Annotated in this window: 19 protein-coding genes; 14 read left to right on the top strand and 5 right to left on the bottom strand. The window is 60.2% G+C overall.

The features are described from left to right. The first annotated feature begins 43 nt into the window (after nucleotides 1-43). From leuD to AC13QE_RS25890, 9 genes are all read left to right on the top strand, one after another. Nucleotides 44-652, top strand: a complete 609-nt coding sequence (leuD, locus tag AC13QE_RS25930) for a 3-isopropylmalate dehydratase small subunit (RefSeq protein WP_015341746.1) — start codon at nucleotides 44-46, stop codon at nucleotides 650-652. 273 nt (nucleotides 653-925) lie between these two features. Beyond that, nucleotides 926-1,744, top strand: a complete 819-nt coding sequence (locus tag AC13QE_RS25925; protein ID WP_488485852.1) for a sugar phosphate isomerase/epimerase family protein — start codon at nucleotides 926-928, stop codon at nucleotides 1,742-1,744. A gap of 156 nt (nucleotides 1,745-1,900) precedes the next feature. Then, nucleotides 1,901-3,013, top strand: coding sequence for a 3-isopropylmalate dehydrogenase (gene leuB / locus AC13QE_RS25920; RefSeq protein ID WP_488485851.1), 1,113 nt, complete (start codon nucleotides 1,901-1,903; stop codon nucleotides 3,011-3,013). Between the two features lie 191 nt (nucleotides 3,014-3,204). Then, nucleotides 3,205-3,969 carry a lipid A 1-phosphatase LpxE gene (gene lpxE / locus AC13QE_RS25915; protein ID WP_488485850.1) on the top strand — a complete coding sequence of 255 codons (765 nt, stop codon included), beginning with the start codon at nucleotides 3,205-3,207 and terminating at the stop codon, nucleotides 3,967-3,969. Nucleotides 3,970-4,121: 152 nt separating this feature from the next. Then, a complete protein-coding gene (locus AC13QE_RS25910; protein WP_488485849.1) occupies nucleotides 4,122-4,376 on the top strand; it encodes a winged helix-turn-helix domain-containing protein in 255 nt (84 codons plus the stop codon). 158 nt (nucleotides 4,377-4,534) lie between these two features. After that, nucleotides 4,535-5,284: an SDR family NAD(P)-dependent oxidoreductase gene (locus AC13QE_RS25905; protein ID WP_132719688.1), complete on the top strand. Its 750-nt coding sequence runs from the start codon at nucleotides 4,535-4,537 to the stop codon at nucleotides 5,282-5,284. 297 nt (nucleotides 5,285-5,581) lie between these two features. Further along, nucleotides 5,582-6,091 (top strand): Dps family protein, encoded by a 510-nt coding sequence (locus AC13QE_RS25900; protein WP_488485848.1) that lies wholly within the window; start codon nucleotides 5,582-5,584, stop codon nucleotides 6,089-6,091. A gap of 374 nt (nucleotides 6,092-6,465) precedes the next feature. Next, on the top strand, nucleotides 6,466-7,500 hold the full coding sequence (locus AC13QE_RS25895; protein ID WP_488485847.1) for an aspartate-semialdehyde dehydrogenase: 1,035 nt from the start codon (nucleotides 6,466-6,468) through the stop codon (nucleotides 7,498-7,500). Between the two features lie 283 nt (nucleotides 7,501-7,783). Further along, nucleotides 7,784-8,605, top strand: coding sequence for a lytic murein transglycosylase (locus tag AC13QE_RS25890; RefSeq protein WP_488485846.1), 822 nt, complete (start codon nucleotides 7,784-7,786; stop codon nucleotides 8,603-8,605). A gap of 112 nt (nucleotides 8,606-8,717) precedes the next feature. Here AC13QE_RS25890 and AC13QE_RS25885 read toward each other — a convergent pair whose 3' ends face one another. Next, nucleotides 8,718-9,359, bottom strand: coding sequence for a carbonic anhydrase (locus AC13QE_RS25885; RefSeq protein WP_488485845.1), 642 nt, complete (start codon nucleotides 9,357-9,359; stop codon nucleotides 8,718-8,720). Nucleotides 9,360-9,457: 98 nt separating this feature from the next. After that, nucleotides 9,458-10,165: a DUF1013 domain-containing protein gene (locus AC13QE_RS25880; RefSeq protein ID WP_488485844.1), complete on the bottom strand. Its 708-nt coding sequence runs from the start codon at nucleotides 10,163-10,165 to the stop codon at nucleotides 9,458-9,460. A 224-nt stretch (nucleotides 10,166-10,389) separates the two neighbouring features. Between AC13QE_RS25880 and acs the strand changes: the two genes are divergently transcribed. After that, on the top strand, nucleotides 10,390-12,348 hold the full coding sequence (acs, locus tag AC13QE_RS25875; RefSeq protein WP_488485843.1) for an acetate--CoA ligase: 1,959 nt from the start codon (nucleotides 10,390-10,392) through the stop codon (nucleotides 12,346-12,348). Between the two features lie 198 nt (nucleotides 12,349-12,546). Here acs and AC13QE_RS25870 read toward each other — a convergent pair whose 3' ends face one another. Then, nucleotides 12,547-12,774, bottom strand: coding sequence for a DUF1674 domain-containing protein (locus AC13QE_RS25870; RefSeq protein WP_488485842.1), 228 nt, complete (start codon nucleotides 12,772-12,774; stop codon nucleotides 12,547-12,549). 223 nt (nucleotides 12,775-12,997) lie between these two features. Between AC13QE_RS25870 and htpX the strand changes: the two genes are divergently transcribed. From htpX to purH, 4 genes are all read left to right on the top strand, one after another. Beyond that, nucleotides 12,998-13,996, top strand: coding sequence for a zinc metalloprotease HtpX (gene htpX, locus AC13QE_RS25865; protein WP_488485841.1), 999 nt, complete (start codon nucleotides 12,998-13,000; stop codon nucleotides 13,994-13,996). Further along, entirely contained in the window at nucleotides 13,993-15,402 is a 1,410-nt protein-coding gene (locus tag AC13QE_RS25860) for an RsmB/NOP family class I SAM-dependent RNA methyltransferase (protein ID WP_488485840.1), read from the top strand. Before htpX ends, AC13QE_RS25860 begins: the two co-directional genes overlap by 4 nt. 150 nt (nucleotides 15,403-15,552) lie before the next feature. Next, nucleotides 15,553-17,199, top strand: coding sequence for a heparinase II/III family protein (locus AC13QE_RS25855; RefSeq protein ID WP_488485839.1), 1,647 nt, complete (start codon nucleotides 15,553-15,555; stop codon nucleotides 17,197-17,199). 170 nt (nucleotides 17,200-17,369) lie between these two features. Further along, nucleotides 17,370-18,986, top strand: coding sequence for a bifunctional phosphoribosylaminoimidazolecarboxamide formyltransferase/IMP cyclohydrolase (purH, locus tag AC13QE_RS25850; protein WP_488485838.1), 1,617 nt, complete (start codon nucleotides 17,370-17,372; stop codon nucleotides 18,984-18,986). A 67-nt stretch (nucleotides 18,987-19,053) separates the two neighbouring features. Here purH and AC13QE_RS25845 read toward each other — a convergent pair whose 3' ends face one another. Beyond that, nucleotides 19,054-20,442 (bottom strand): MFS transporter, encoded by a 1,389-nt coding sequence (locus AC13QE_RS25845; protein WP_488485891.1) that lies wholly within the window; start codon nucleotides 20,440-20,442, stop codon nucleotides 19,054-19,056. 49 nt (nucleotides 20,443-20,491) lie between these two features. Next, nucleotides 20,492-25,282: an NAD-glutamate dehydrogenase gene (locus AC13QE_RS25840; protein ID WP_488485837.1), complete on the bottom strand. Its 4,791-nt coding sequence runs from the start codon at nucleotides 25,280-25,282 to the stop codon at nucleotides 20,492-20,494. Between the last annotated feature and the right edge of the window lie 54 nt (nucleotides 25,283-25,336).

Genomic DNA, 25,336 nt, shown 5'->3' with positions numbered 1-25,336 from the left:
GGCAGGATAATTCGTGCTTAGACGAGAATGAAGGCAGGACCCCATGGACAAGTTCGTGAAGTTGACCGGTGTCGCAGCACCCCTCCCGGTCGTCAATGTCGATACCGACATGATCATCCCGAAGGATTATCTGAAGACCATCAAGCGCACGGGTCTCGGCAAGGGGCTCTTCGCTGAAGCCCGCTACAATGAAGACGGTTCTCCGAACCCGGATTTCGTGCTGAACAAGCCGGCCTATCAGAACGCCAAGATCCTCGTCGCCGGCGACAATTTCGGCTGCGGCTCCTCGCGTGAACATGCTCCTTGGGCGCTTCTCGATTTCGGCATCCGCTGCGTTATTTCGACCAGCTTCGCTGACATCTTCTACAACAACTGCTTCAAGAACGGCATCCTGCCGATCAAGGTCAGCCAGGAAGAGCTCGACAAGCTGATGGACGACGCCTCGCGCGGCTCCAACGCCATTCTGACGGTTGATCTCGAAAACCTCGAGATCACTGGCCCGGACGGCGGCTCGCTGAAATTCGAACTTGACGAATTCAAGCGCCACTGCCTGCTGAACGGCCTCGACGATATCGGCCTGACGCTGGAAAAATCCTCTGCGATCAGCGATTTCGAAAAGACGAACGCCGCATCGCGTCCCTGGGCCGCCTGATCGGTCTTTCCTTTATCGCATGTTTCGAAGCCGGGCCTTGCGCCCGGCTTTTTTGTGCCGAGACTCCCTCTCCCCGCGCGCAGGGAGAGGGGACTATCCCGCAATTATCACAGCCCAGGAGAGCGGAGACCGCAAGTCCCGGAAAGCTGATCAGGCATCATCTTTCCCACCCGCTGTAATATGATCGACAAGAAGGGGGTCCATACAGACCGCCGAGATCCTTCGGGCCGTCTCTCCCACCCTTAAATTTTCTCCACGCAATGGAGCCCCTTCATGACTTCCCTTCCTATTGTCGGCGCCGCCATGACGCTTGACGACGTCGAAATCCATCGCAACTGGCTGCTCGAAAAGCCGCGCGATCTAGAGCTGCAGAGCTTTGTCGAAGCCGAAATCCTGAACGGCGACTGGGCTCCGCTGGCCGAGCGCGCCCGCAAGCTGCTCGACGGCCATCAGGGTCGTCTCGGCATCCACGGTCCGTTTTGGGGCTTCATCATCGCCTCGCAGGACCCGGACGTCCGCGCCGTCGTCACCAAGCGCCTGCTGCAGGCGCTCGACGTCTGTGCCAATATCGGCGCCACGCAGATGGTCATCCATAGCCCCTATACGTCGTGGTCCTACAACAACCTCGACAACAACAAGGGCGAGCGCGAAAAGATCATCGAATACACGCATCTGACGCTGAAAGAAGCGGTCAAGCGCGCCGAAGACATCGGGCTCACCATGGTCATCGAGAACATCGAGGACAAGGATCCTCATATCCGCGTCGGCCTCGCCGACAGCTTCAATTCGCCCGCCGTCGCCGTTTCGATCGACACCGGTCACGCCCATTACGCCCATGGCTATACGGGCGCTCCTCCTGTTGACTACTACGTCCATGCCGCCGGCAACCGCCTGCAGCATGTCCACCTGCAGGACGCCGACGGCTATGCCGACCGCCACTGGAGCCTCGGCGAAGGCAACATCCACTGGCGCGCCGTCTTTGCCGCCCTTGCCAAGCTTAACAGCAATCCGCGTCTGATCATCGAGATCAAGGACAAGTCGAAGATCCCGGCATCATCAGCCTATCTCGCTTCGCTCGGGCTGGCTGAGTAAGGGTAAGCAACGCAAACCACCCGCCCTCGTGCTTCAAGGGCGGGTGTCTGGTCTCAAAAGCCCGAAAACCGTACCGTTTCGGCCTCTTCCTCGCTTGAAAAGCCGCATTTGCAGGTCTAAAAACCCCGCAACTTTTTCTTTCGCGGAGGCTTTCCCATGACAGTGCGCAATCTTTTCCTCCTGCCGGGCGACGGCATCGGCCCCGAGGCCATGGGCGAAGTTCGCAAGATCATCGCTTACATGAACGAGGCCAAGAACGCCGGCTTCGTCACCGACGAAGGCCTTGTCGGCGGCAGCGCCTATGATGCGCATGGCGCGGCGATCTCCGATGCCGACATGGCAAAGGCAATGGCGGCTGACGCCGTGCTCTTCGGCGCCGTCGGCGGCCCGAAGTGGGATAGCGTTCCCTATGAAGTACGTCCGGAAGCCGGCCTGCTGCGCCTGCGCAAGGATCTGCAGCTGTTCGCCAACCTGCGCCCGGCCATCTGCTATCCGGCACTGGCATCCGCTTCTTCGCTGAAGCCGGAGCTGGTCGAAGGTCTCGACATCCTCATCGTGCGCGAGCTCACCGGCGGCGTCTATTTCGGCGAGCCGAAGGAAATCATCGACCTCGGCAACGGCCAGAAGCGCGGCATCGATACGCAGGTCTACGACACCTACGAGATCGAGCGCATCGCCGGCGTCGCCTTTGAACTGGCACGCACCCGTAGCAACCGCGTCTGCTCGATGGAAAAGCGCAACGTCATGAAATCGGGCGTGCTCTGGAACCAGGTCGTCACCGCGACGCACAAGGAAAAATATTCGGACGTGCAGCTCGAGCATATGCTGGCCGATGCCGGCGGCATGCAGCTCGTGCGCCAACCGAAGCAGTTCGACGTCATCGTCACCGACAACCTCTTCGGCGACATGCTGTCCGACGTCGCTGCCATGCTGACCGGTTCGCTCGGCATGCTGCCGTCGGCTTCGCTCGGCGCGCCCGATGCCAAGACCGGCAAGCGCAAGGCACTCTATGAACCCGTACATGGCTCGGCCCCCGATATCGCCGGCAAGGGCATTGCCAACCCGATCGCCATGATCGCCTCCTTCGCCATGTGCCTGCGCTATTCTTTCGGCCTGGTTGCCGAAGCCGATGCGCTGGAAAAGGCGATCGCCAACGTGCTCGACAGCGGCATTCGTACCGGCGACATCATGTCGCCAGGCAGCCGCCAGGTTGGCACCACCGAAATGGGTGACGCCATCCTTGCCGAATTCAAGGCTCTGTCGGCATAATCTCCGGCAGACATCGCCTGATATATTTCACGTGAAACACGAAGCCCCATTCTGCAAGGAACGGGGCTTTTCTTGTGAACGGGATGGGCGCGTCTCGGCTCGAGACCGCCGCGCCGGCCCGGTCACTAGAAAAACTGTAACAACACCCTGCTATCTGTCGGACCGATTGGAAATCGACATAGGCACTGATTATGCAGGCGATCTTGACGTCTCTCGACAGGCGTTGGCGGCGAAGCGATGCAGCTTTTGCACCATCCCATTGGAAACTCTGCCTTTTTGTGACAGCCAATATTGTCCTTCTTTCCGCTCTCCTGTTCGATGGGCCTGTCGGCGCCACCCTTAAAAGCCTATCGCCCGCCATCCGCTTCGTCGGTGGAATGCTGACCGATTTCGGCGATTCCGGATGGATCCTTCTCATCAGCGCCTTCCTGTTTTTCGAAGGTTGGGCAGGCAGCAAGCTGCTGCATTCGCAGCGCTGTCGCTGCCAAGCACTGCGCATCTGTCAGATCGGCGGTTATCTCCTGACGACCGTGGCGCTTTCAGGCATCCTCGCCAATTTGCTGAAGCGCGCCATCGGCCGCGCCCGCCCGACGCATTTTGCCGATTGGGGGCCTTTTGGCTTCTCGCCTTTTAATGGCCGTGCCAGCTTCGAAAGCTTCCCCTCCGGCCATGCGACCACCATCGGCGCCCTGTTCGTGGCGCTTGCCTTCCTGTTTCCGCGCTATCGCTATATCTTCGCTGCTTGCGCCCTATGGCTGGCGATTACCCGTGTCATGGTCGGCGCGCATTATCCAAGCGATGTCATGGCCGGCCTGGCGCTTGGCGGCTGGTTTTCCTTCATGATAGCCATCGTCTATTCACGCTACGGGCTGCTCTTCCGTATAGACGCCGCCGGTTGGCCGACGCCGCGCTTGCCGTTCTTCAAAAGCAGCAGGCTCCGCCAGACCGGTTCCTGAGCCCGCCGCGGCGGCATCGCCAAGGTTGCCAAGCCGCTCGCGCATTCATATATCTGGCAAGATGGGGATGATCGAAGCCGGTCAACCCGATTTTGTTTCCGTTTGCGATGAACACCATGGATGCCGGGCCAATACATTTAAGCGAAAGGCAGATGGGATTGATCTCCCGGGCACTTGCCGAGCCGCGACGCGTGCAGATCCTGAAGGAGATCGGCACACGGAGCGAGCCCATGCCCTGCAGCGTTCTGAACGAGTGCCATGCCGTCAGCGCCGCAACGATGTCGCATCACATCAAGGAACTCGAGAATGCCGGTCTCATCGAGATCCAACGCGAAGGAAAGTTCGCCAACCTCGTGCTGCGCCGCGATATGCTGAACGCCTATATGGCGGAGCTTTCCAAGATCTGACGATTCCACCTCACGCCATCAGCATTTCTTGCCGCGGCTCTTGTATCAATTAGATGATTATCTAAATATCAAAGTGACGGTGCGATCGGTTTTCGAGTCGCATGCGCCAAATGATTCGATGATTGTAAAACTGTCTAAGTTTTTCGAAGGAAAATAACATGAGCAAACTGGCAGGCAAGGTCGCGATCGTGACCGGAGCATCCAAGGGCATCGGTGCCGGCATCGCCAAGGCAATGGGCGAAGCGGGTGCGGCAGTTGTCGTCAACTACGCCTCGAGCCGCGAAGGCGCCGACAGGGTGGTTGCGGAAATCACCGCCAAGGGCGGCAAGGCGCTCGCCGTCCATGGCGACGTTTCCAAATCAGAAGACGTCAAGCGCCTCTTTGCAGAAACGAAACAGGCCTTCGGCCGCGTCGATATCCTCGTCAACAATGCCGGCGTCTACCAATTCGCTCCGATCGAGGAATTCACCGAGCAGGAATTCCATCGCCAGTTCAATATCAACGTACTTGGCACGTTGCTGGCCACGCAGGAAGCCGTGAAGCACTTTAGCCCCGAGGGCGGCAATGTGATCAATATCGGCTCCAACGCCGTCAGCATGAACCTGGCGACTGCTTCCGTCTATACGGCGACCAAGGCCGCTGTTGATTCCATTACAAAGATCCTCGCCAAGGAACTCGGTCCACGCAATATCCGCGTCAACAATCTGGCACCGGGCGGCGTCGAAACCGAAGGGGTCGTTGCAGCAGGCATCATCGGCAGCGATTTTGAGAAGCATCTCGTCTCCCAGACGCCTCTCGGCCGTCTCGGCCAGCCGACGGATATCGCACCGGTTGCCGTCTTCCTCGCTTCGCAGGATGCCGGCTGGGTGACAGGCGAAACCATCTATGTCGGCGGCGGCCTGAAGTAGCCGCTAATCCCCATGCCGCCTCCGAGAAGAGGCGGTATCGGCGGCGCGGCAGGATGGCACGCCGCGCCGATACATTAGCCAAGCAATTGCCAAACCATCTCATTTTCCTATTTAGTAAAGCCGTTCGGGTTTTCCGCCTAAGCATCGCAGTTGACCATGCCACGAAGCGACAGCTCGGCCGTGAGGTTTCAAAGCAATCCTGTCTTCAATGTGATCCCACGCAGCAGCTAATGTCATCGAACTCCCCTAAGATCCGCCGGCGATCGCTGTCGTGAACAACAAACGGAGGACGTCTTTATGAATAGCGCCAATACCAAGTCGAAATTGGGCACTCGCACCAATCTCAGCGAAGACGCGACACGCGATATTTCCGCAGCGCTGTCCGCCCTGCTGGCGGATGTCTTTGCCCTCTATCTGAAGACCAAGAATTTTCACTGGCACATGAGCGGACCGCATTTCCGCGACTATCATCTGCTTCTCGACGAACAGGGCGAGCAGATTTTTGCAATGACTGACCCGATGGCCGAGCGCGCCCGGAAGATCGGCGGAACCACCTTGCGATCGATCGGCCAGATCGCCAAGCTGCAGCGCATCCCAGACAATGATGCCGAATATGTAGATCCGCAGGATATGCTCGCCGAGCTGGCGGACGATAATCTGAAGCTTTCCGCCGAAATGCGTGCCGTTCACGACGTTTGCGACGAATATGGCGATGTCGCCACAGCCAGCCTTCTCGAAAACTGGATTGACGAGACCGAGCGCCGCACTTGGTTCCTGTTTGAAACCACCCGCCAGTCCAACCGCTGACATCGAAGCGACACGCCTTCGAACACGATAGGTCGAAGGCCGGTTTCGACGCCTCCGATTTCCTCGCTCCGGCAACGATGCAAGCGAGGAAATCCTTGACTCCTGTGGAAAACATCTTAGAACCGGCGACGGAAAAGGAAGACTTCCATGGTTCGCTTCGAACAGCTCGATAGCTTCAGTCACCTGGCGCAATGTGCCGGGCGGGATGTCTATTTTCCGGTTTCTTCCAAAACCAAGGCCAAAACGACGACGAAAACCGTCTGACGTCTCTGGCCTGCCGCTCTCTCCCCGGCCCGGCTGGGGACAGGAACCGGTCGTCATGGCCGCGGTTCCCCCCTCGCCCAAGAGGAGAGAAGAGAAAGAGAGCTTGAGAAATGGGTTTCAAAGTTGCAATAGCGGGCGCGACCGGGAATGTCGGCCGTGAAATGCTCAATATCCTCGCCGAACGCGGCTTTCCGGCCGATGAGGTCGTGGCACTCGCATCGGCCCGCTCGCAGGGAACCGAAGTCTCCTTCGGTGACCGGACACTGAAGGTTTCCAACCTGGAGAATTACGATTTCTCCGACACCGACATCTGCCTGATGTCGGCCGGCGGCGACGTTTCCAAGAGGGTATCGCCGAAGATCGGCGCCCAGGGCTGCGTCGTCATCGACAATTCCTCCGCCTGGCGCTACGACGCCGACGTGCCGCTCATCGTTCCGGAAGTAAACCCGGATGCCGTCACGCAGTTCACCAAGCGCAACATCATCGCCAACCCGAATTGCTCGACCGCGCAGCTCGTCGTCGCCCTGAAGCCGCTGCATGACTTCGCCAAGATCAAGCGCGTCGTCGTTTCGACCTACCAGTCGGTTTCCGGCGCCGGCAAGGACGGCATGGATGAGCTCTTCAACCAGACCCGCGCCGTCTTCGTCGCCGATCCGATCGAGAACAAGAAGTTCACCAAGCGCATCGCCTTCAACGTCATCCCGCACATCGATGTGTTCATGGAAGACGGCTACACCAAGGAAGAGTGGAAGGTACTGGCCGAAACCAAGAAGATGCTCGACCCGAAGATCAAGGTCACCTGCACGGCTGTCCGCGTGCCCGTCTTCATCGGCCATTCGGAATCGGTCAACATCGAGTTCGAGAACGAGATCACTGCCGATCAGGCCCGTGACATCCTTCGCGAAGCTCCGGGCTGCCTCGTCATCGACAAGCATGAAAATGGCGGATACATCACGCCGTACGAATCCGCCGGCGAAGATGCGACCTATATTTCGCGCATCCGTGAAGACGCGACCGTCGAAAACGGCCTCAACATCTGGGTTGTCTCTGACAATCTTCGCAAGGGTGCGGCGCTGAACGCCATTCAGATCGCCGAATTGCTCGTCAACCGTGGGCTGATCAAGCCTCGCAAGCAGGCTGCATAAGGATCTGTAAACCAATTTACGGTTTATCAACCCTCATTGGGTAAGCAGGACAGAATGGAAGCCTCGCCATTTCGATAAACGGCGGGGCTTTTTTGAATGATTTTGGCGGCGATGTTTCACATGCAACGAAAATATCACTCGCTAAAATATGATGACATGATGGCCGGATGCTGGCATGGTCCGGTGACGACTAAACGCGCGTGATCCCTTGGCTTCCAAGGGTTTGCGCGCCATTGAAAACGGTTACCGCGTTCGCATCGCGGTAAGAATTCGGGGACACTGAATGCGCTTCACAAAATCTGGAATGGCAGCTCTCGTGGCGGGCGGGTTGCTGCTGGGAATGCCGCTTGCGGCAAATGCCGCCTCTTGCGGTAACACTTCCGCCGGATTCGAGAACTGGGTTCAGGAATTCAAGCGGGAAGCGCAGGGCCAGGGTGTCAGCCCATCCACCCTCGACAAAGCCTTCGCCGACGTCCATTACAACCAGCCCACCATCCGCGCCGACCGCGGCCAGAAGAGCTTCAAGCTTTCCTTCGAGGAATTCATGAAGAAGCGCGGCGGGCAGACGATCATCAATCGTGGCAAGAGCATGAAGCAGGCCAATGCTGCACTGTTTGCCAAGATCGAGAAGCGTTTCGGCGTTCCCCCAGGCCCGATCATCGCGATCTGGGGCATGGAAACCGGCTTCGGCAGCTATATGGGCGACCAGCATACGCTTTCGGCGGTCTCAACCCTTGCTTATGATTGCCGTCGTTCCGCATTCTTCACCGAGCAGCTCTACGCCGCCCTGAAGCTCGTCGGCGAAGGCTATCTCAGCCCATCAGCCCGAGGCGCCGCCCATGGCGAAATCGGCCAGACGCAGTTCATGCCGAAGAACGTGGTCCTCTACGGCGTCGATGAAGATGGCAACGGCAGGGTCGATCTTGTGGGATCGCGAGCAGACGCACTCGCCTCGACCGCTAATTTCCTGCGCGGCCATGGCTGGCAGCCGGGTGCCGGTTACCAGCCCGGCGAGCCGAATTTCTCCGCTATCGCCGGCTGGAACGACGCAAAGGTCTATCAGCAGGCAATCGCCTATATCGGCCAGCAGATCGACGGCAAGTAAGTCTGATCTCATGAATCAAAAAAGGCGCTGCGACCAGATGGTCCGCAGCGCCTTTTTCGTTTGATTCACCTGCCGCCTTGCCAGGCGGCCAGCCCCTTAAATCTCAAGCCCCTTAAATCTCTGGGCGGATGAAATCGCGCGTCGCCGCGTCCATGACCCAAAGTTCGCCGGTCGAAATATCAAACCAGGCACCGTGCAGATTAAGCTTGCCTTCTTCCTCGCGCGCCCTGATTTCCGGAAAACTGCGGAGATTGTCCAGCGAATTGCGGATCGAAATGCGCTCCAGCGCAGTCTGACGCTCGGTCTGCGTCATGATGTCGTTGCTCTGGATCTGTTCGGCCGCCGGCTTCAGCAATCCCATCCATCGGCCGATAAAATCACCCGGCGACAGTGGTTCGGCATTGGGGTCGAGCGCAGCGCGGATGCCCCCGCAGCGGCCGTGACCCATGACGACGATATCCGACACTTTCAGCGACAAAACCGCGAATTCGAGCGCTGCCGAAGTCGCATGGAAATTGCTGTCCGGCTCGTAGGGCGGCACCATATTGGCGACGTTACGGATGACGAAGAGCTCGCCGGGCCCTGCGTCGAAGATGATCTCCGGCGCCGAGCGGGAGTCACTACAGGCAATCACGAGGGTCGATGGGTTTTGGCCGAGCTCGGCGAGAGTGCGGTAGCGTTCGCGCTCATCGACGTAACGCCCGCTCATGAAGTTGCGATAACCGTTCAAAAGGGTGTCGGGAAAGCTGTTCATGATATTGGATTACAGCGCGCTTTTACCAATGGCAACCGTTTCACCGCAAAAAGCCCCGGTCGAAAACCGGGGCTTTACGAAAATCCGATCGTCCGATCTCAGAACTGGTCGTCGTCTTCGTCGTCGCGGCTGGTCGACTTCAGCGACTTCAGCTTAGCGAAAACGGCGTCGGCATCGATTTCCTTTTCCTTCTCTTCTTCACGCTCATAGCTGAAGCCGAGCTTTTCGGTTTCCTGAGCCGGCTGCAGGGTAGCGCCGAGTTCGGCGGCGGTCGGCAGCGGACGGCCCTTGGAGGCCTTTTCGACTTCCATGTCGAGGTCGATCTGGCTGCAGAGGCCGAGCGTGACCGGGTCCATCGGTGTCAGATTGGCTGCGTTCCAGTGCGTGCGGTCGCGGATCTGCTCGATGGTCGACTTGGTCGTGCCGACCAGGCGGGAAATCTGCGCATCCTTCAGTTCCGGATGGTTGCGCACCAGCCACAAGATGGCGTTCGGACGGTCCTGACGCTTGGAGACTGGCGTGTAACGCGGGCCGCGGCGCTTGGATTCCGGCACGCGGACCTTCGGCTCGGAAAGCTTCAGCTTGTGGTTCGGGTTGGCTTCGGCGCGGGCGATTTCATCGCGGGTCAACTGGCCGGTCGAGATCGGGTCGAGGCCCTTGATGCCCTGCGCTGCTTCGCCATCGGCAATGGCCTTCACTTCGAGCGGATGCAGCCTGCAGAACTGTGCGATCTGGTCGAATGACAAGGCCGTATTGTCGACAAGCCAGATGGCAGTTGCCTTCGGCATGAGCAATTGTTGAGCCATGGATATAGTCCTTCTGTCAGTCCGCGCCGGTGTCGCGGTCCGGGGTGTAACACCACATTGTCCGGGAAATACGGCCCTATATAGCGATAGTGTCGCGTAATTGCAATTCTTTGCGCATGAAATGCACTTTGTCCAATTGCTGTCGTAGTTTGACCTGCTATTTATTGCGCGGAAAGAGCACTCACAACGACAAATCGGAGTGCAAGGGAGTTGAGGAGGAAAGTATGCCGGAGAAGGTTCATCCTGTGACGAAGGCGGCCAAGGCGCATGCTTTGATCGATAAGGCGAAGTACCAGAAATGGTATGAGCAGAGTGTTCAGGATCCCGACAAGTTCTGGGGCAAGCACGGCAAGCGGATCGACTGGTTCAAGCCCTTCACCAAGGTGAAGAACACGTCGTTCACCGGCAAGGTCTCGATCAAATGGTTCGAGGATGGCGTCACCAACGTCTCTTATAATTGCATCGACCGCCATCTGAAGAAGCATGGCGATCGCGTCGCCTTCATCTGGGAAGGCGACAATCCCTATATCGACAAGAAGATCACCTATAACGAGCTCTACGACCAGGTTTGCCGGCTGGCGAATGTCTTGAAGAAGCACGGCGTCAAGAAGGGCGACCGCGTTACCATCTACATGCCGATGATCCCGGAAGCAGCCTATGCGATGCTCGCCTGCGCCCGCATCGGCGCGGTGCATTCGGTCGTCTTCGGCGGCTTCTCGCCGGAAGCGCTTGCCGGCCGCATCGTCGACTGCGCCTCGAGCGTCGTCATCACCTGCGATGAAGGTGTGCGTGGCGGCAAGTCGATCCCGCTAAAGGAAAACACCGACAAGGCCGTTCAGATCGCCGCCAAGCAGCAGGTTGCGGTCAAGACGGTGATCGCCGTGCGCCGCACCGGCGGCAAGGTCGGCTGGGAGCCCGGCCGCGATGTCTGGTATCATGAGGAAATCGCCAAGGTGAAGGCAGATTGCCCGCCGGCGAAGATGAAGGCGGAAGATCCGCTCTTTATTCTCTACACCTCCGGCTCGACGGGCAAGCCGAAGGGCGTGCTGCACACGACGGCCGGCTATCTCGTCTATGCGGCGATGACGCATGAATATGTATTCGACTATCACCCCGGCGATATCTACTGGTGCACGGCCGATGTCGGCTGGGTGACCGGCCATTCCTATATCGTCTACGGGCCGCTTGCGAATGCCGCGACCTCGCTGATGTTCGAAGGCGTGCCGAACTACCCGGATCAGGGCCGTTTCTGGGATGTCATCGACAAGCACAAGGTCAATATCTTCTACACCGCGCCGACGGCGATCCGTTCGCTGATGGGCGCCGGCGATCATTTCGTCAAGCGCGCCTCGCGCTCTAGCCTGCGCATCCTCGGCACGGTCGGCGAACCCATCAATCCGGAAGCCTGGGAATGGTATTACAAGGTGGTCGGCGACAGCCGCTGCCCGATCGTCGATACCTGGTGGCAGACGGAGACCGGCGGCCACATGATCACGCCGCTTCCGGGCGCAACCGATCTCAAGGCTGGTTCGGCAACGCTGCCCTTCTTCGGCGTGCAGCCTGAGCTGGTCGACAATGAGGGCAATGTGCTGAAAGGGGCGGCCGACGGCAATCTCGTCATCGCCGACAGCTGGCCCGGCCAGATGCGCACCGTCTATGGCGACCATGAGCGCTTCATCCAGACCTACTTCTCCACCTACAAGGGCAAGTATTTCACCGGCGACGGCTGCCGCCGTGACGAGGACGGCTATTACTGGATCACCGGCCGCGTCGATGACGTGCTCAATGTCTCAGGCCACCGCCTGGGCACCGCGGAAGTGGAATCAGCGCTGGTGTCGCACAAACACGTGTCGGAAGCCGCCGTTGTCGGCTATCCGCATTCCATCAAAGGCCAGGGCATTTATTGCTATGTGACGCTGATGATCGGGATGGAAGGCACCGAAGCGCTGCGGCAGGAGCTGGTGAAGCATGTTCGCGCCGAAATCGGCCCGATCGCCTCGCCGGACAAGATCCAGTTCACGCCCGGCCTCCCGAAAACCCGCTCCGGCAAGATCATGCGCCGCATCCTGCGCAAGATTGCCGAGGATGATTTCGGCGCGCTTGGCGATACCTCAACGCTCGCTGATCCGGCTGTCGTTGATGATCTGATTGCCAATAGGCAAAACAAGGCTGATGCGGCGTAAGTCGAACCTTCGCTCTATCCCGCCCCAGCGGGCGGTATAGCAAAATCAGCATTTAGCCGGGAGGCTAAGTGCTAGATTTTGCAAGGGCGGGGGTGGGCAGGGACGCTCCGACTTTCGTAGCACTATCTCAGCCAGAAACGACCCACGCTCTTGCAATCGCCGGCCCACTTCAGGCACGGTAATTACTCAAGCGAGATCTCAAAAATCGATCGCCCGGCCGTTGATTTCCCAGTCGCCGAAGCGAGCGGGGTCGGCGCCGCCGCGCCCGCCGATTTCGGGGGGAAGTTCGGCCTGTGCTTGAGCTTCCTGCGCCTTACGGCGCTCCTCGGCTTCGGCGAGCGCGCGCTTGGCCACAGGTGAGAGCGGCTTGCGCGTGATTTCGCCGGCCTCGGTGTCGAGTTTATTGTCGTTATCGGCTGTCTGCATGATCTGATCGGTCCGGAACCGTTGAATTAAGCGGAGGAATAGCCAAATCATAGAGCATGATGCCGAAAAGTGTGAACGGTTTTCGGATAACATCATGCTCTGCTTTTTTTGATTCCGGAGCGGATTCAGATTTCAGGTCGAAGAGACCTGAAATCATCCGCCTCCGGCGTGTCCGGCCGCAAAGAAAAAGGTTTGGACGACAGATGTGTTTGGAGACCCCTCGATGAATCTCATGCGTACTGCCATGCTGCTTGCCTTCATGACCGCGCTCTTCATGGGCGTCGGCTATCTGATCGGCGGTCAATCGGGCATGCTGATCGCATTTGTCGTCGCTGCCGGCATGAATTTCTTTTCCTACTGGAATTCCGACCGGATGGTGTTGTCAACCTATGGTGCGCAGGAGGTGGATGAGCGCAGCGCGCCGGAATTCTACCGCATCGTCCGCGATCTCGCCCGCAATGCCGGCCTGCCGATGCCGAAAGTCTATCTCTATGACAGCCCGCAGCCAAATGCTTTTGCGACTGGCCGCAATCCGGAAAATGCCGCCGTTGCCGCCTCCACCGGCCTCTTACACGCGCTGACGCCGGAGGAAGTGGCCGGCGTGATGGCGCATGAGCTTGCCCATGTGCAGAACCGCGACACACTAACGATGACGATCACGGCGACCCTTGCCGGTGCCATTTCCATGCTCGGCAATTTCGCTTTCTTCTTCGGCGGCCGCCGTGACAACAACAATCCGCTCGGCATGGTGGGCGTTCTCGTGGCCATGATCGTGGCCCCTCTGGCTGCCATGCTGGTGCAGATGGCGATCAGCCGTACGCGCGAATATTCCGCCGACCGCCGTGGCGCGGAAATTTGCGGCAATCCGTTGTGGCTTGCCTCCGCACTCGGCAAGATCGCCCGCGGTGCGGCGCATATTCCGAACGAAGAGGCCGAAAGCCATCCGGCGACGGCGCATATGTTCATCATCAATCCGCTCTCCGGCGAGCGCATGGACAACCTGTTTTCCACCCACCCGAACACGGAAAACCGCATCGCCGCGCTGCATGAAATGGTCCGTTACGGCGGCGGTGGCGCCTCGCCGATGACGCCGTCTTCTGGCCCATCTTCCGGCTTTGGCTCGACGGGACCGTCCTTCACTGCTAATCCGGGGCGCAAATCGCGCTCCGTACCGAATACGGGTCGCGGTGGTTCGCAACCGCCGAAGGGTCCCTGGTCTTGAGTTCTGACACGAAAAACAACGCTTCCAACAGAGACGGAAAACGATCGGGCAAGCGGCCGCAGCCAACGCGACAGCCTGATACGTCTCCGCCGAAGCCGGGCCTTACGGCCCGCGCGGCTGCGTCGAAGATCCTGGGAGCCGTGCTCGACCGCAAGACCTCGCTCGACGGCATGCTTGATGTCGAAGGCGGCAGCGCCGCCTATACGACGCTCAGCGATGGCGACCGTGCGCTGGTGCGGGCGATCTTGAACAGCGCGCTTAGGCATCTGCCGCGCATCGAGGCGGCGATCTCCTCGCTGCTGGATTCTCCGCTGCCGGAAGGCGCCCGAGCGCTGCATCATGTGCTCGTCGTCGGTGCGACGCAGATCCTTTATCTCGACGTGCCGGATCATTCCGCCGTCGATCTTGCCGTTGAACAGGCCAACCGCGATCCTCGCAATCGCCGTTTCGCCAAGCTGGTCAACGCCATACTCCGCCGCATCGGCCGCGAGAAGCAGGAGATTCTCGAGCAGATCGCGAAGGTGCCGGCCATGCCGGATTGGTTCCTATCCCGCCTGAAAGCTGCTTATGGTAACCCTGCGGCGCTCAAGATCTCCGACACGCAGCTCGAGCCGGCGGCTATCGACCTCACCGTAAAATCCGATCCTGAAGGCTGGGCGAAACGCCTGAATGGCGTGGTGCTGCCGACCGGCAGTGTGAGGCTTGCCGCGTTCGAAGGGTCCATTCCCTCGCTGGAGGGTTTCGATGACGGCGAGTGGTGGGTTCAGGATGCTGCCGCCAGCATTCCGGCCAAGCTTTTCGGTTCGCTGGCCGGCAAGCGGGTCGTGGACCTCTGTGCCGCGCCCGGCGGCAAGACGGCGCAGCTCATTCTCGCCGGCGCCAAGGTGACGGCTCTCGATCAATCCGCCAATCGCCTGAAGAGACTGTCCGGCAATCTGGCACGCCTAGGCTTCGAGGCCGAAACCGTCGTTGCCGATATGAGCAAATACCAGCCCGAAGAGCTTTTCGACGCCGCTCTGCTCGATGCTCCCTGCTCCTCGACAGGAACGACGCGCCGCCATCCGGACGTGCTCTGGACCAAGGGGCCGGAGGATATCGCCAAGCTCGCCGCCCTGCAGGAGCGCCTGCTTCGCCATGCCCTGACGCTGGTCAAACCGGGCGGCGTAGTCGTGTTTTCCAACTGCTCGCTCGATCCTGAAGAGGGAGAAGATCTGGTCGCGCGCCTGCTTGCCGACACGGAGAATGTCGAGCGGCTGCCGATCGCCGCGGGTGATTGGCCAGGTCTCGAAACGGCGATTTCCCCGCTTGGAGCCTTCCGCACCACGCCGGACATGCTGCCGCTTTGCGACGGCTTTGCTTCCGGTCTCGACGGCTTCTTTGCCGTCGTGCTTCGCCGCAGCTATTAATCTCCACTTCGAATCGTTTTTACCGGGCGGTTAAAAAAACCGGCAAATGTGTCCTTAATTGATATATTTGTAACCTCTTTTTAACCACGGCTAATGAGAGTAAGCAGAAGCACATATGCAGATCTGCGGCAGGGTTTTGTGAGTTCATACATGCGGGAAGCATGGCGGCGGATGTCGCGCCGCGCGGCGTTGACGCGATTGCGTCTCACCCGCCACACGATGCGTGTGCCGGAACGCCTGATCGTGGCACCGACCGATCTGCGCAGCGTCGATCCCTTTTTCGTCGAAGAACTTCTGAACGGCCGCATCCTGCTGGCAGGGCGCGTTCTGGAAACGCAGGGCGCATCGCCCTTCTCGCTCGAACTGCCATCGCTGGCCTTTGCCGCCCGACTGCACAATTTTCGCTGGTTGCGGCATTTGCGGGCGGAAAAGAGCGATCAGGCCGCAGCCGCGGCGCGGTCGATCCTCACCGATTGGATTGCCGTTCACGGTCGCCGGCTGCATGGCCTTGCCTGGTCGCCCGAGATAGCGGCGCAGCGGCTGATCGCGCTTCTGTCGCATTCGCCCGTGCTTTTGCAGGGCACGGATAGCGGCTTTTACCGCCGCTTCATGCGCATGCTGGTTTTCCACGTGCGCTTTCTGCGCCGGATCGTTGCGTCGTCACCGGATGGCATCACCCGGTTCCGTGTGCGCATTGCGCTTGCCATGGCCTCGGTCGCCATGCCGAGCAGCTCCCTCGCGCTGAAGCGGGCGGGGCAGGCGCTCGACCGGGAGATCGATCGGCAGATTCTGCAGGATGGGGGCCACATCTCCCGCAATCCTCGCGCATCGCTGGAGCTGCTGCTTGATCTGCTGCCGTTGCGCCAGACCTACGTCAATCTCGGCCACGACGTGCCGGTGCGGCTGATCCCCGGCATCGATCGCATGTATCCGGCACTGCGCTTCTTCCGCCACCAGGATGGCGACCTGGCGCTGTTTAACGGCGCGACATCGACGCTCGCTAACGAGCTGATGTCAGTGCTGCGTTATGACGAGACGGCCGGCCAGGCCTTCAAGGCGCTGCCGCATACCAGATATCACCGGCTGGCGGCCGGCCAGGCCGTCGTTATCATCGATGCCGGGGCTGCAGCTTCAACCGATCTCAGCCGCACTGCGCATGCCGGCTGTCTCTCCTTCGAGATGTCGTCGGGCAAGACGCGCTTCATCATCAATTCCGGCGCGCCCGAATTCGCCGGCGATCGCTTCATGCAGGCGGCGCGGGCGACCGCGGCGCATTCCACCGTCACGCTCAATGACACCTCCTCCTGCCAGTTCTCCAAATCGAAATCGCTTGGGCCAATCATGGTCAGCGGCATCAAGAAGGTCATCGTCGAGCGAGCCGAGACCGAGGACGGGCGCGACTATGTGCGCGCCGCGCATGACGGCTATCTCTCCACCTTCGGCTATGTCCATGAGCGGGAAATCAGCCTCAATGCCAGCGGCACGATCGTCGCCGGCCGCGATCGCTTCTTCGTGCCCGAGGGCAAGAAGAACAAGCCGAAGGGTGAGGGCATTGCTTCGGCCCGCTTCCATATCCATCCTTCCATCAGCCTTTTGCAGACGGAAACGGATTCCGCGCTGCTGATCGCGCCGGACGGAGAGACCTGGGTCTTCTCTTCGCCTGGTAACGAGGTGCTTGTGGCTGAGGATATCTTCTTTGCCGATCCCTCGGGCATGCGCTCTTCCGATCAGCTCGAGATCGTCTTCCGGATCACGGAAAAGCCGGAAATCCGCTGGTTTTTATCGCATCGGCCATAGGCTAAGCGCGTGAGCTATGCTAACGGGGCGGCATTATCCGTCCCGCACCTTTTTGCCGGACGCCACATCTCCTCATTCCAGAGCGTTCCGCTCTGTTTTTTGTTATCGCAACTCCGGACGGAAAACCGCCGTACACTTTTCCTGGAGTTGCTCTAGACCGGAGAAAGCCCATGGCCGTCGTTTCCAAGAAAATTCCCGCTCCCGACAAGGTGAAGGTGAAAACTGCACTTCTGTCCGTTTTCGACAAGACCGGCATCGTCGAGTTGGCACGAGCGCTCAGCGAACAGGGCGTGCGCCTTCTGTCGACCGGCGGCACACACAAGGCGATTGCCGCGGCTGGCCTTGCTGTGACCGACGTGTCGGAAGTGACGAATTTTCCGGAGATCATGGACGGCCGCGTCAAGACGCTGCATCCGAAGGTGCATGGCGGCCTGCTGGCCATCCGTGATGATGCCGAGCATCAGGCTGCGATGAAGGAGCATGGCATCGAGGGCATCGATCTTGCCGTCATCAACCTGTATCCCTTCGAGGACGTGCGCAAGGCGGGCGGCGACTATCCGACGACGGTAGAGAATATCGACATCGGCGGTCCGGCGATGATCCGCGCTTCGGCCAAGAACCACGCCTATGTGACGACGCTGACCGATCCCGCCGATTATGCCGAGCTGCTAGCCCAGCTTTCCGCCGACGCCGGCCAGACGACCTATGATTTCCGCAAGCGGATGGCCGCCAAGGCCTTTGCCCGCACGGCTGCCTATGACGCGATGATCTCCAACTGGTTTGCCGAAGCGCTCGACATCGCCACCCCGCGCCACCGCGTCATCGGCGGGGTTCTGCGCGAGGAAATGCGCTATGGTGAAAACCCGCACCAGAAGGCGGCTTTCTACCTGACCGGCGAAAACCGCCCCGGCGTTTCCACGGCGACGCTCCTCCAGGGCAAGCAGCTGTCCTACAACAACATCAACGATACCGACGCCGCCTATGAGCTCGTTGCCGAGTTCCTGCCGGAAAATGGTCCGGCCTGCGCGATCATCAAGCATGCCAACCCTTGCGGCGTTGCCACCGGCCCGAGCCTTGTCGAAGCCTACAAGCGCGCTCTCGCCTGCGATTCCACCTCTGCCTTTGGCGGCATCATCGCACTGAACACCCTGCTCGACGCCGAAACGGCGGAAGAGATCGTCAAACTCTTCACCGAGGTCATCATTGCGCCTGACGTCACCGAGGAAGCCAAGGCGATCATCGCCCGCAAGCCGAATCTCCGCCTCCTCTCGGTCGGCGCCCTACCCGATCCCCGCATAGCTGGCCTTACCGCCAAGACCGTCTCCGGCGGCCTGCTCGTGCAGAACCGCGACAATGCGCTGGTCGAGGACATGGAGCTCAAGGTCGTCACCAAGCGCGCGCCGACGGCGCAGGAGCTGGAAGATATGAAGTTCGCCTTCCGCGTCGCCAAGCACGTAAAGTCGAATGCCGTCGTCTATGCCAAGGATGGCCAGACGGCCGGCATCGGCGCGGGACAGATGAGCCGGGTCGATTCCGCCCGTATCGCCGCGATCAAGGCCGAGGAAGCCGCCAAGGCCATGGGGCTTGCCGAGCCGCTGACACGCGGCTCCGCCGTCGCTTCCGAAGCCTTCCTGCCCTTTGCCGACGGTCTGCTCTCGGCGATCGCGGCGGGTGCTACCGCCGTCATCCAGCCCGGCGGCTCGATGCGCGACCAGGAAGTGATCGATGCGGCCAACGAGCACAATGTCGCTATGGTCTTCACCGGCGTTCGCCATTTCCGCCACTGATCGGCGGATATACCGGATTTATAAAACGTATATCCCGGCTGGTTCACCCGCCGGGATTTTCTTTTGCCTACTTCGCCTTGTCAGCCGGATAGGGCGTCGGCAGCAAAAGAAGAAGGCCTCCGGCAAGGAAGATGACCAGCGTCGCCATGCCCAGGCGAGCTGAGCCGCTCCAGTAGGTTACCAGCGAGAAGAACAATGTTGCCATAAAGCTCGTGGCTCGGCCTGACAGCGCGTAGATGCCGAAATAGCGGCCGGCCTCCGAGAGGCTGACACTGCGGGCGAGATAGGAGCGCGAGGAAGCCTGCACGGGGCCGAAGGCGATGCCGATCAGTAGGCCGTAGCCGATATAGGCTTTTTCCGCCGCGGTGCCGAACAGGCCGCCGGAACTGACGGTCGAGAGCGGCACAAGGCCGAAGAGCGTGAAGCCAGGCCCTGTGGAGATGATGCCGAAGGTGGCGACCAGCAGCAGCGTCAGACTAATGACGACTGTCGTCTTCGAGCCCAGCCAGCGATCGACATAGCCAGCGGCAAAGCAGCCAAATATGGCGATGATATTGAGGATGATGCCGTAGATACCGATCTCGATCGTCGCCCAGCCGAACATGCCGGCCGCAAAGGTGCCACCGAGGATAAGAAGACCGTTGACGCCATCCTGGTAGATCATGCGGGCGATGAGAAAGAGACTGATGCCGCGCCGGCGCTTCAGCTCGCCCAAGGTCGCCGATAGCTCACGCAGGCCCGAGCGAACGGCGGCGCCAAGCGGCAGGCCGCGTGCGGCATCCGGTGTGAAGAGGAACATCGGCAGAATGAAGATGAAATACCACACGGCCGAGATCGGCCCGGTGATGCGGGCGTCCTCGCCGAGCGTGGCATCGAGACCGAAGAGCGGCGTCAGGCCGAGTATGGTCTTGCCGGTCTGCGGATTGCCAGCGAGCAGGGTCACGACCGTGATCAACACGATCATGCCGCCGAGATAGCCGAGCCCCCAGGCGGCGTTCGACAGCCTGCCGACATCGTCCTTGCCGACCAGCCGTGGCATCATCGAATCGTTGAAGACGATCGAGAATTCGGCCGAGATCGAAGCGAGGATCATGAAGATCACCGGATAGATAACCGGGGACCCGGGGGCTGCGACCCAGAGACAGAAGAGACTTGCGATCTTGATGACGGCGAAGAAGGCGATCCAGGGCTTGCGGGCGCCGGATTGATCGGCGATCGAGCCGAGAACCGGCGAGAGGATGGCGATGATCACCGAGGAGATCGTCGCCATGTTGCTCCATGTCGTCTGCGCTGAGACGGGATCGGCCGTCAGCCGCGCGACGAAATAGGGGCCGAAGATGAAGGTGGTGACAACGGTGAAGAACGGCTGCGCCGCCCAGTCGAAGAACATCCAGCCCCAGATGCCGCGTGCCGGCACTTTTGCCGGCACGTCATTGCTAACTTCGGTTGCCACCAGATCCTGCCCCTGATTCCGTTACCACATCAAGCGGTCGGGGCGGACTGTGTCACCTTGCCCGGCCGTTCGCAAGATCGCTAAGCAGGCCGGCGGCGACGGTGATGCGGGCGAGGTTTGGATCGCCGCTTTCGCTGAGGCCGCCGAGCTCTTCGGCGATGCGATTGATGCGGATACGGTCTTCCGCATGCCATGCTTGGACCGGCTGCTTGTCCTTCGGATGGTTGGACAAGGCGGAGATGACGATATCGCGGCGGGCGCCGGCGATTTGGTCGAGGCTGCGTGCCAAGGCGAGGCTCTCATAGTGATCGCCTGTCACAATCCGGCTGCCGGCCAGCAGCAGGCGGCCGACGCGGAAGGTTTGAGAGACGGTGAAGTAGCTTTCGGCCGCCCGGTTCAGCGTATCGCCGGTGCGTTCGGCGATCTGCATGATCTCCGGCACGAGGACGAGCGCGTAGATCGTTGCGATCTCCGAAGCCAGCTTCTCCGGCAGGCCGGCAGCCTGATATTCCGATTCGCGCGCGGCGATCTCGGCCGCGAAATCCGCCGGAATATGCGTCAGGAAGACAGGTCGCAGTTTCTTCAGAGCTGCGCGAAGCCGGCTAACGGTTTCCTCGATTTCACCCTTGGCCGCCCCGGTCTTCAGCAGGAGCCGCGTCAACACGGTATAGACCTCAGTGATCTCGCCATAGACGCGGTTCTGCATCTGGCCGCCCACCTTACCGTCAAGCGCATCCGTCTCGTTCCAGAGCCGGTCGAGATCGAAGCCGTCACGGGCGATGACCGCGGCCTTGACGACTTCGGCCGCCGACGCCGCCGTCGCATCCATCATGCTGACCGCAAAGCCCGGACCGCCGCGATTGATCGCTTCGTTGCCAAGTGCCGTGCCGATGATTTCGCGGCGCAGGCGATGGCTTTCAATATCGATGGCGTTTGAACGCTGCATCTTGGCTGGGAAATAACGGCTGAGCGTGGCGGCGAAATAAGGGTCGTCAGGCAGGTTGCTGGCGACAATCGCGTCGAAGAGAACGATCTTGGCGTAGGAGAGCAGCACGCCGATTTCAGCGCGGGTCAACGGACGTCCGTTGGCATAGCGCTCCGCGAAGGTCTGATCGTCGGGCAGGGTCTCGACCTTGCGGTTGAGTTGTTTTGCAGCTTCCAGCACGCTCATGAAGCGGCTGAGTTCCAAGCCGTTACCGGTGCCCTTGCGCTCGGTCAGCGAGATTGCCAGGGATTGAAGATAGTTGTTGCGCAGGACGAGCGAAGCCACCTCATCGGTCATGGAGGCAAGCAGCGTATCGCGCTTGGCGCGGGTCAGCCGGTCGTCGAACATGGCATTGGCGAGCGCGATCTTGATGTTGACCTCGACGTCGGAGGTGTTGACGCCGGCGGAGTTGTCGATAGCGTCGGAGTTGCAGCGCCCGCCCTTCAGGCCATAGGCGATACGGCCCTTCTGCGTGACACCGAGATTGGCGCCTTCGCCAATGACCTTGGCACGGACTTCATCGGCTGTGATGCGGATCGGATCGTTGGCGCGGTCGCCGACTTCCGAATCGGTTTCGGACGGTGCCTTGACGTAGGTGCCGATGCCGCCGAACCACAGGAGGTCGACGGGAGCCTTGAGAATTGCCGTCATGATCTCGAAGGGGGTTGCGACCGACTTGTCGATGCCGATGGCGGCGACCGCTTCCGGTGTCAGTGTGACCGACTTTGCCGAACGGGAAATGATCATCGCGCCCTTCGACAGAACGGACTTGTCGAAGTCCTGCCAGCTCGAGCGCGGCAGGTCAAATAGGCGTTGCCGCTCGGTGAGCGTCTTTGCCATGTCCGGATCGGGATCGATGAAGATGTCACGATGGTCGAAAGCGGCAAGCAGGCGGATCTTGGGAGAGAGCAGCATGCCGTTGCCGAAGACATCACCGGACATGTCGCCGACGCCGACGACGTTGAAAGGCGTGGTCTGGATGTCGATGTCCATCTCGCGGAAGTGACGCTTCACGGTTTCCCACGCGCCGCGGGCGGTGATGCCCATCTTCTTGTGGTCGTAGCCGGCCGAGCCGCCTGACGCAAAGGCATCGTCGAGCCAGAAGCCGGCTTCCTGCGCCAGCGCATTGGCAGTGTCGGAGAAGGTCGCCGTGCCCTTGTCGGCGGCAACGACGAAATAGGGGTCGTCGCCATCCAGCCGGACCGTATCGGCCGGCGGGATGATATCGGCGCCGGAAATGTTGTCGGTGATCGACAGCAGCGTGCGGATATAGGTCTTGTAGGCTTCGCGGCCGGCGTTGAATATCTCGTCGCGGCTGCCGCCGACTGGAAGCTTCTTCGGATAGAAGCCGCCCTTGGCGCCGACAGGCACGATAACGGCGTTCTTGACCTGCTGTGCCTTCACGAGACCCAGCACTTCGGTGCGGTAGTCCTCGGCGCGATCGGACCAGCGCAGGCCGCCGCGCGCCACCTTGCCGAAGCGCAGGTGCACACCTTCCACCTCGACGCCATAGACAAAGATTTCACGGAAGGGCCGGGGTTCGGGCAGGCCATCGAGCAGCTTCGGATCAAGCTTGAAGGCAAGCATGGCCTTCGGCGTGCCGTCCGCATTTTTCTGGAAGTAATTGGTGCGCAGCGTTGCATCGATGGCGTTGACGTAGCGACGCAGGATGCGGTCGTCATCGAGACTCGGTACGTCGGCAAGCTTGGTTTCGATCGCAGCATGCAGTTCCGGGAGCTTCTTCGTGCGGCTCTTGTCGCTGAGCTTCGGATCGAGCGTGTCGTGAAACAGGCGGAAGAGCGAGGCGGCGATCCCGGGATATTTATCCAGGGTAGAGGCAATATAATCCTGCGAATAGGCAATACCGGCCTGGCGCAGATAGCGAGAATAGGCGCGCAACACATTGGTTTCACGGGCTGAGAGATCGGCGGAGACGATCAGCCGGTTGAAAGCGTCATTGTCGATCGTGCCGCCGAAGGCAGCGAGGAAGGCTTCTTCAAGAGCGGCGCCGTGGCGAGCGAGATCGATCGTCAGGCCGCTGCGGGTTTCGAGCTCCATGTCGTGGAGGACGACATGGCCGGTCGAGCCGTCTTTGGCCGTAACATAGATATCGAAGGTGCGCTCGCTGATAACGTTGAAACCGAGATTTTCGAGCAGCGGCACGCGGCGCGACAGCGCCAGGTTGCCGTCGCCATGGAATATCTTCAGCGAGAGAATATCACCCGCTTCATCCTTGCGAATATAGAAGCCGATGCGGATCGGCTCGGTGCCGGCCGTGGCAATGATATCAGGCAGATCGGCAAAGGCGTCTTCCGGCGAGAAGGCTTCCTGGAAGGCCTGGCTGACGGAGATGTTCGGCGCCTTTGGACCCGCCAGCATGGCAAAGCGTTCGTCCCAGCGGGCCGTTATGGCGCGGATTGCTTCTTCGAGCTTGGCTTGCGGAACATGCGGCGTCTTGCCCGCGCTGCGGCCAATAATGAAATGCACGCGCGCCACTCCGCCTTCCGGGAAGGCGGGGTAATAGGCGGAGACGCGGCCGTCATAGACGGTCTTCAGATAATTGCCGATCTTTTCACGAACGACGGAATCATACTCCTCGCGCGGGACATAGACGATCACCGAGACAAAGCGGTCGAAATGGTCGATGCGCGGCAATACGCGTACGCGCGGCCGATCGGTCAGGTCATTGATCTGCTCGGCGAAGCTTGCCAGCAACGAGGTGTCGATCTGGAAGAGGTCGTCGCGGGGATAGGATTCCAGCGTGTTTTCGAGCGTGCGACCCGAGTGGCTCGTCGGATCGAAGCCGAAGTGATCCTTGACCTTCTGCACCTTCGAACGCAGCAACGGCACTTCGGTGGCGGCGCTCGTATAGGCCGTCGATGTGAAGAGGCCGACGATGCGCAGTTCGCCGGTCACGTTGCCATCAGCATCGAAACGCTTGACGCCGACATAATCCATATAGGCACGGCGGTGGACGATCGACTTGACGTTGGCCTTGGTGACGATCAGGAAATCCGGGCCGTCGAGGAAGGCGAGGATTTCCGGCGTCGTGGTGACGGCGTCCTTGCCCTGTCGGAGAACGCGAACATCCGGATTGGAGAGAATGCCGAGGCCGGTGCCGCGATCCCGCTCGACCTTGGCATTGGCGCCCTTGCCGGAATAGACATATTCGCGCATGCCGAGGAAGGTGAAATTGCCGTCGCGTAGCCAGGCAAGGAAGGCAAGCGCCTCATCACGATCATTCTTGCGGCGGCCGGCAGCCTCATAGGCTGATAGTTCCGATATCACGGTATCGAGGCGCGACAGCATCGGCTTCCAGTCGGAAACGGCAAGATGCGTCTGATCGAGCACGGTCTGGATCCGCTTGGTCAGATCGGTTGCCTGCGCTGTTGTCAGGGGCGAGAGATGAAGCTGGATATGGCTGACCCGATGGGCCGGATCGCTCGGGCGATCGGCGGAATAAAGGCTCGGCTGCTTGCCCTTCTCGATGACCAGGATCGGATGCACCGCCATATAGAGATCGCGATAGCTGCTGGTCACTTCGCCCATGATCGATTCATAAAGGAAGGGCATATTGTGGTCGGTGATCGAAAGGATCGAGACGGCAACGCCATCGGGTTCGATACCGCCGACCTGCTCGATGCTGACGCGGGGGGACGTGGCGCTCCAGGCTGCGAGCTCCTTGGCCGCATGCGCCGCGGCAAGTGCCAGCATCTCCGGGCTGTAAAGCTCCATGTCGTCATTGCTCGCCCGACCAAACAGGATTTCGGGATCGAGATGTGCCTCGCCTGTCGCCGCCGCAATCTTGCGTGCCGCCTCGATCTGTTTTTCCCGTTTCGGATTAGTCTTGGGCGCCATGAAATCCCTCCCGATTTTCGAATTCTGACGACAGTAGCAGAAGGTTTAGCGAAA

It is taken from the genome of Martinezella sp. CNPSo 3957, from assembly GCF_057784395.1.
This window is presented reverse-complemented; position numbering and strand designations above follow the sequence as displayed.

What these genes read in the sequence shown, in the direction of transcription:
- leuD (WP_015341746.1), top strand. Translation starts at nt 44, where the DNA reads ATGGACAAGTTCGTGAAGTTGACCGGTGTCGCAGCACCCCTCCCGGTC.
- acs (WP_488485843.1), top strand. Translation starts at nt 10,390, where the DNA reads ATGCCGGAGAAGGTTCATCCTGTGACGAAGGCGGCCAAGGCGCATGCT.
- AC13QE_RS25895 (WP_488485847.1), top strand. Translation starts at nt 6,466, where the DNA reads ATGGGTTTCAAAGTTGCAATAGCGGGCGCGACCGGGAATGTCGGCCGT.
- AC13QE_RS25885 (WP_488485845.1), bottom strand. Translation starts at nt 9,359, where the DNA reads ATGAACAGCTTTCCCGACACCCTTTTGAACGGTTATCGCAACTTCATG.
- AC13QE_RS25840 (WP_488485837.1), bottom strand. Translation starts at nt 25,282, where the DNA reads ATGGCGCCCAAGACTAATCCGAAACGGGAAAAACAGATCGAGGCGGCA.
- AC13QE_RS25900 (WP_488485848.1), top strand. Translation starts at nt 5,582, where the DNA reads ATGAATAGCGCCAATACCAAGTCGAAATTGGGCACTCGCACCAATCTC.
- purH (WP_488485838.1), top strand. Translation starts at nt 17,370, where the DNA reads ATGGCCGTCGTTTCCAAGAAAATTCCCGCTCCCGACAAGGTGAAGGTG.
- AC13QE_RS25925 (WP_488485852.1), top strand. Translation starts at nt 926, where the DNA reads ATGACTTCCCTTCCTATTGTCGGCGCCGCCATGACGCTTGACGACGTC.
- leuB (WP_488485851.1), top strand. Translation starts at nt 1,901, where the DNA reads ATGACAGTGCGCAATCTTTTCCTCCTGCCGGGCGACGGCATCGGCCCC.
- AC13QE_RS25855 (WP_488485839.1), top strand. Translation starts at nt 15,553, where the DNA reads ATGCGGGAAGCATGGCGGCGGATGTCGCGCCGCGCGGCGTTGACGCGA.
- AC13QE_RS25905 (WP_132719688.1), top strand. Translation starts at nt 4,535, where the DNA reads ATGAGCAAACTGGCAGGCAAGGTCGCGATCGTGACCGGAGCATCCAAG.
- AC13QE_RS25870 (WP_488485842.1), bottom strand. Translation starts at nt 12,774, where the DNA reads ATGCAGACAGCCGATAACGACAATAAACTCGACACCGAGGCCGGCGAA.
- htpX (WP_488485841.1), top strand. Translation starts at nt 12,998, where the DNA reads ATGAATCTCATGCGTACTGCCATGCTGCTTGCCTTCATGACCGCGCTC.
- AC13QE_RS25890 (WP_488485846.1), top strand. Translation starts at nt 7,784, where the DNA reads ATGCGCTTCACAAAATCTGGAATGGCAGCTCTCGTGGCGGGCGGGTTG.
- AC13QE_RS25910 (WP_488485849.1), top strand. Translation starts at nt 4,122, where the DNA reads ATGGGATTGATCTCCCGGGCACTTGCCGAGCCGCGACGCGTGCAGATC.
- lpxE (WP_488485850.1), top strand. Translation starts at nt 3,205, where the DNA reads ATGCAGGCGATCTTGACGTCTCTCGACAGGCGTTGGCGGCGAAGCGAT.
- AC13QE_RS25880 (WP_488485844.1), bottom strand. Translation starts at nt 10,165, where the DNA reads ATGGCTCAACAATTGCTCATGCCGAAGGCAACTGCCATCTGGCTTGTC.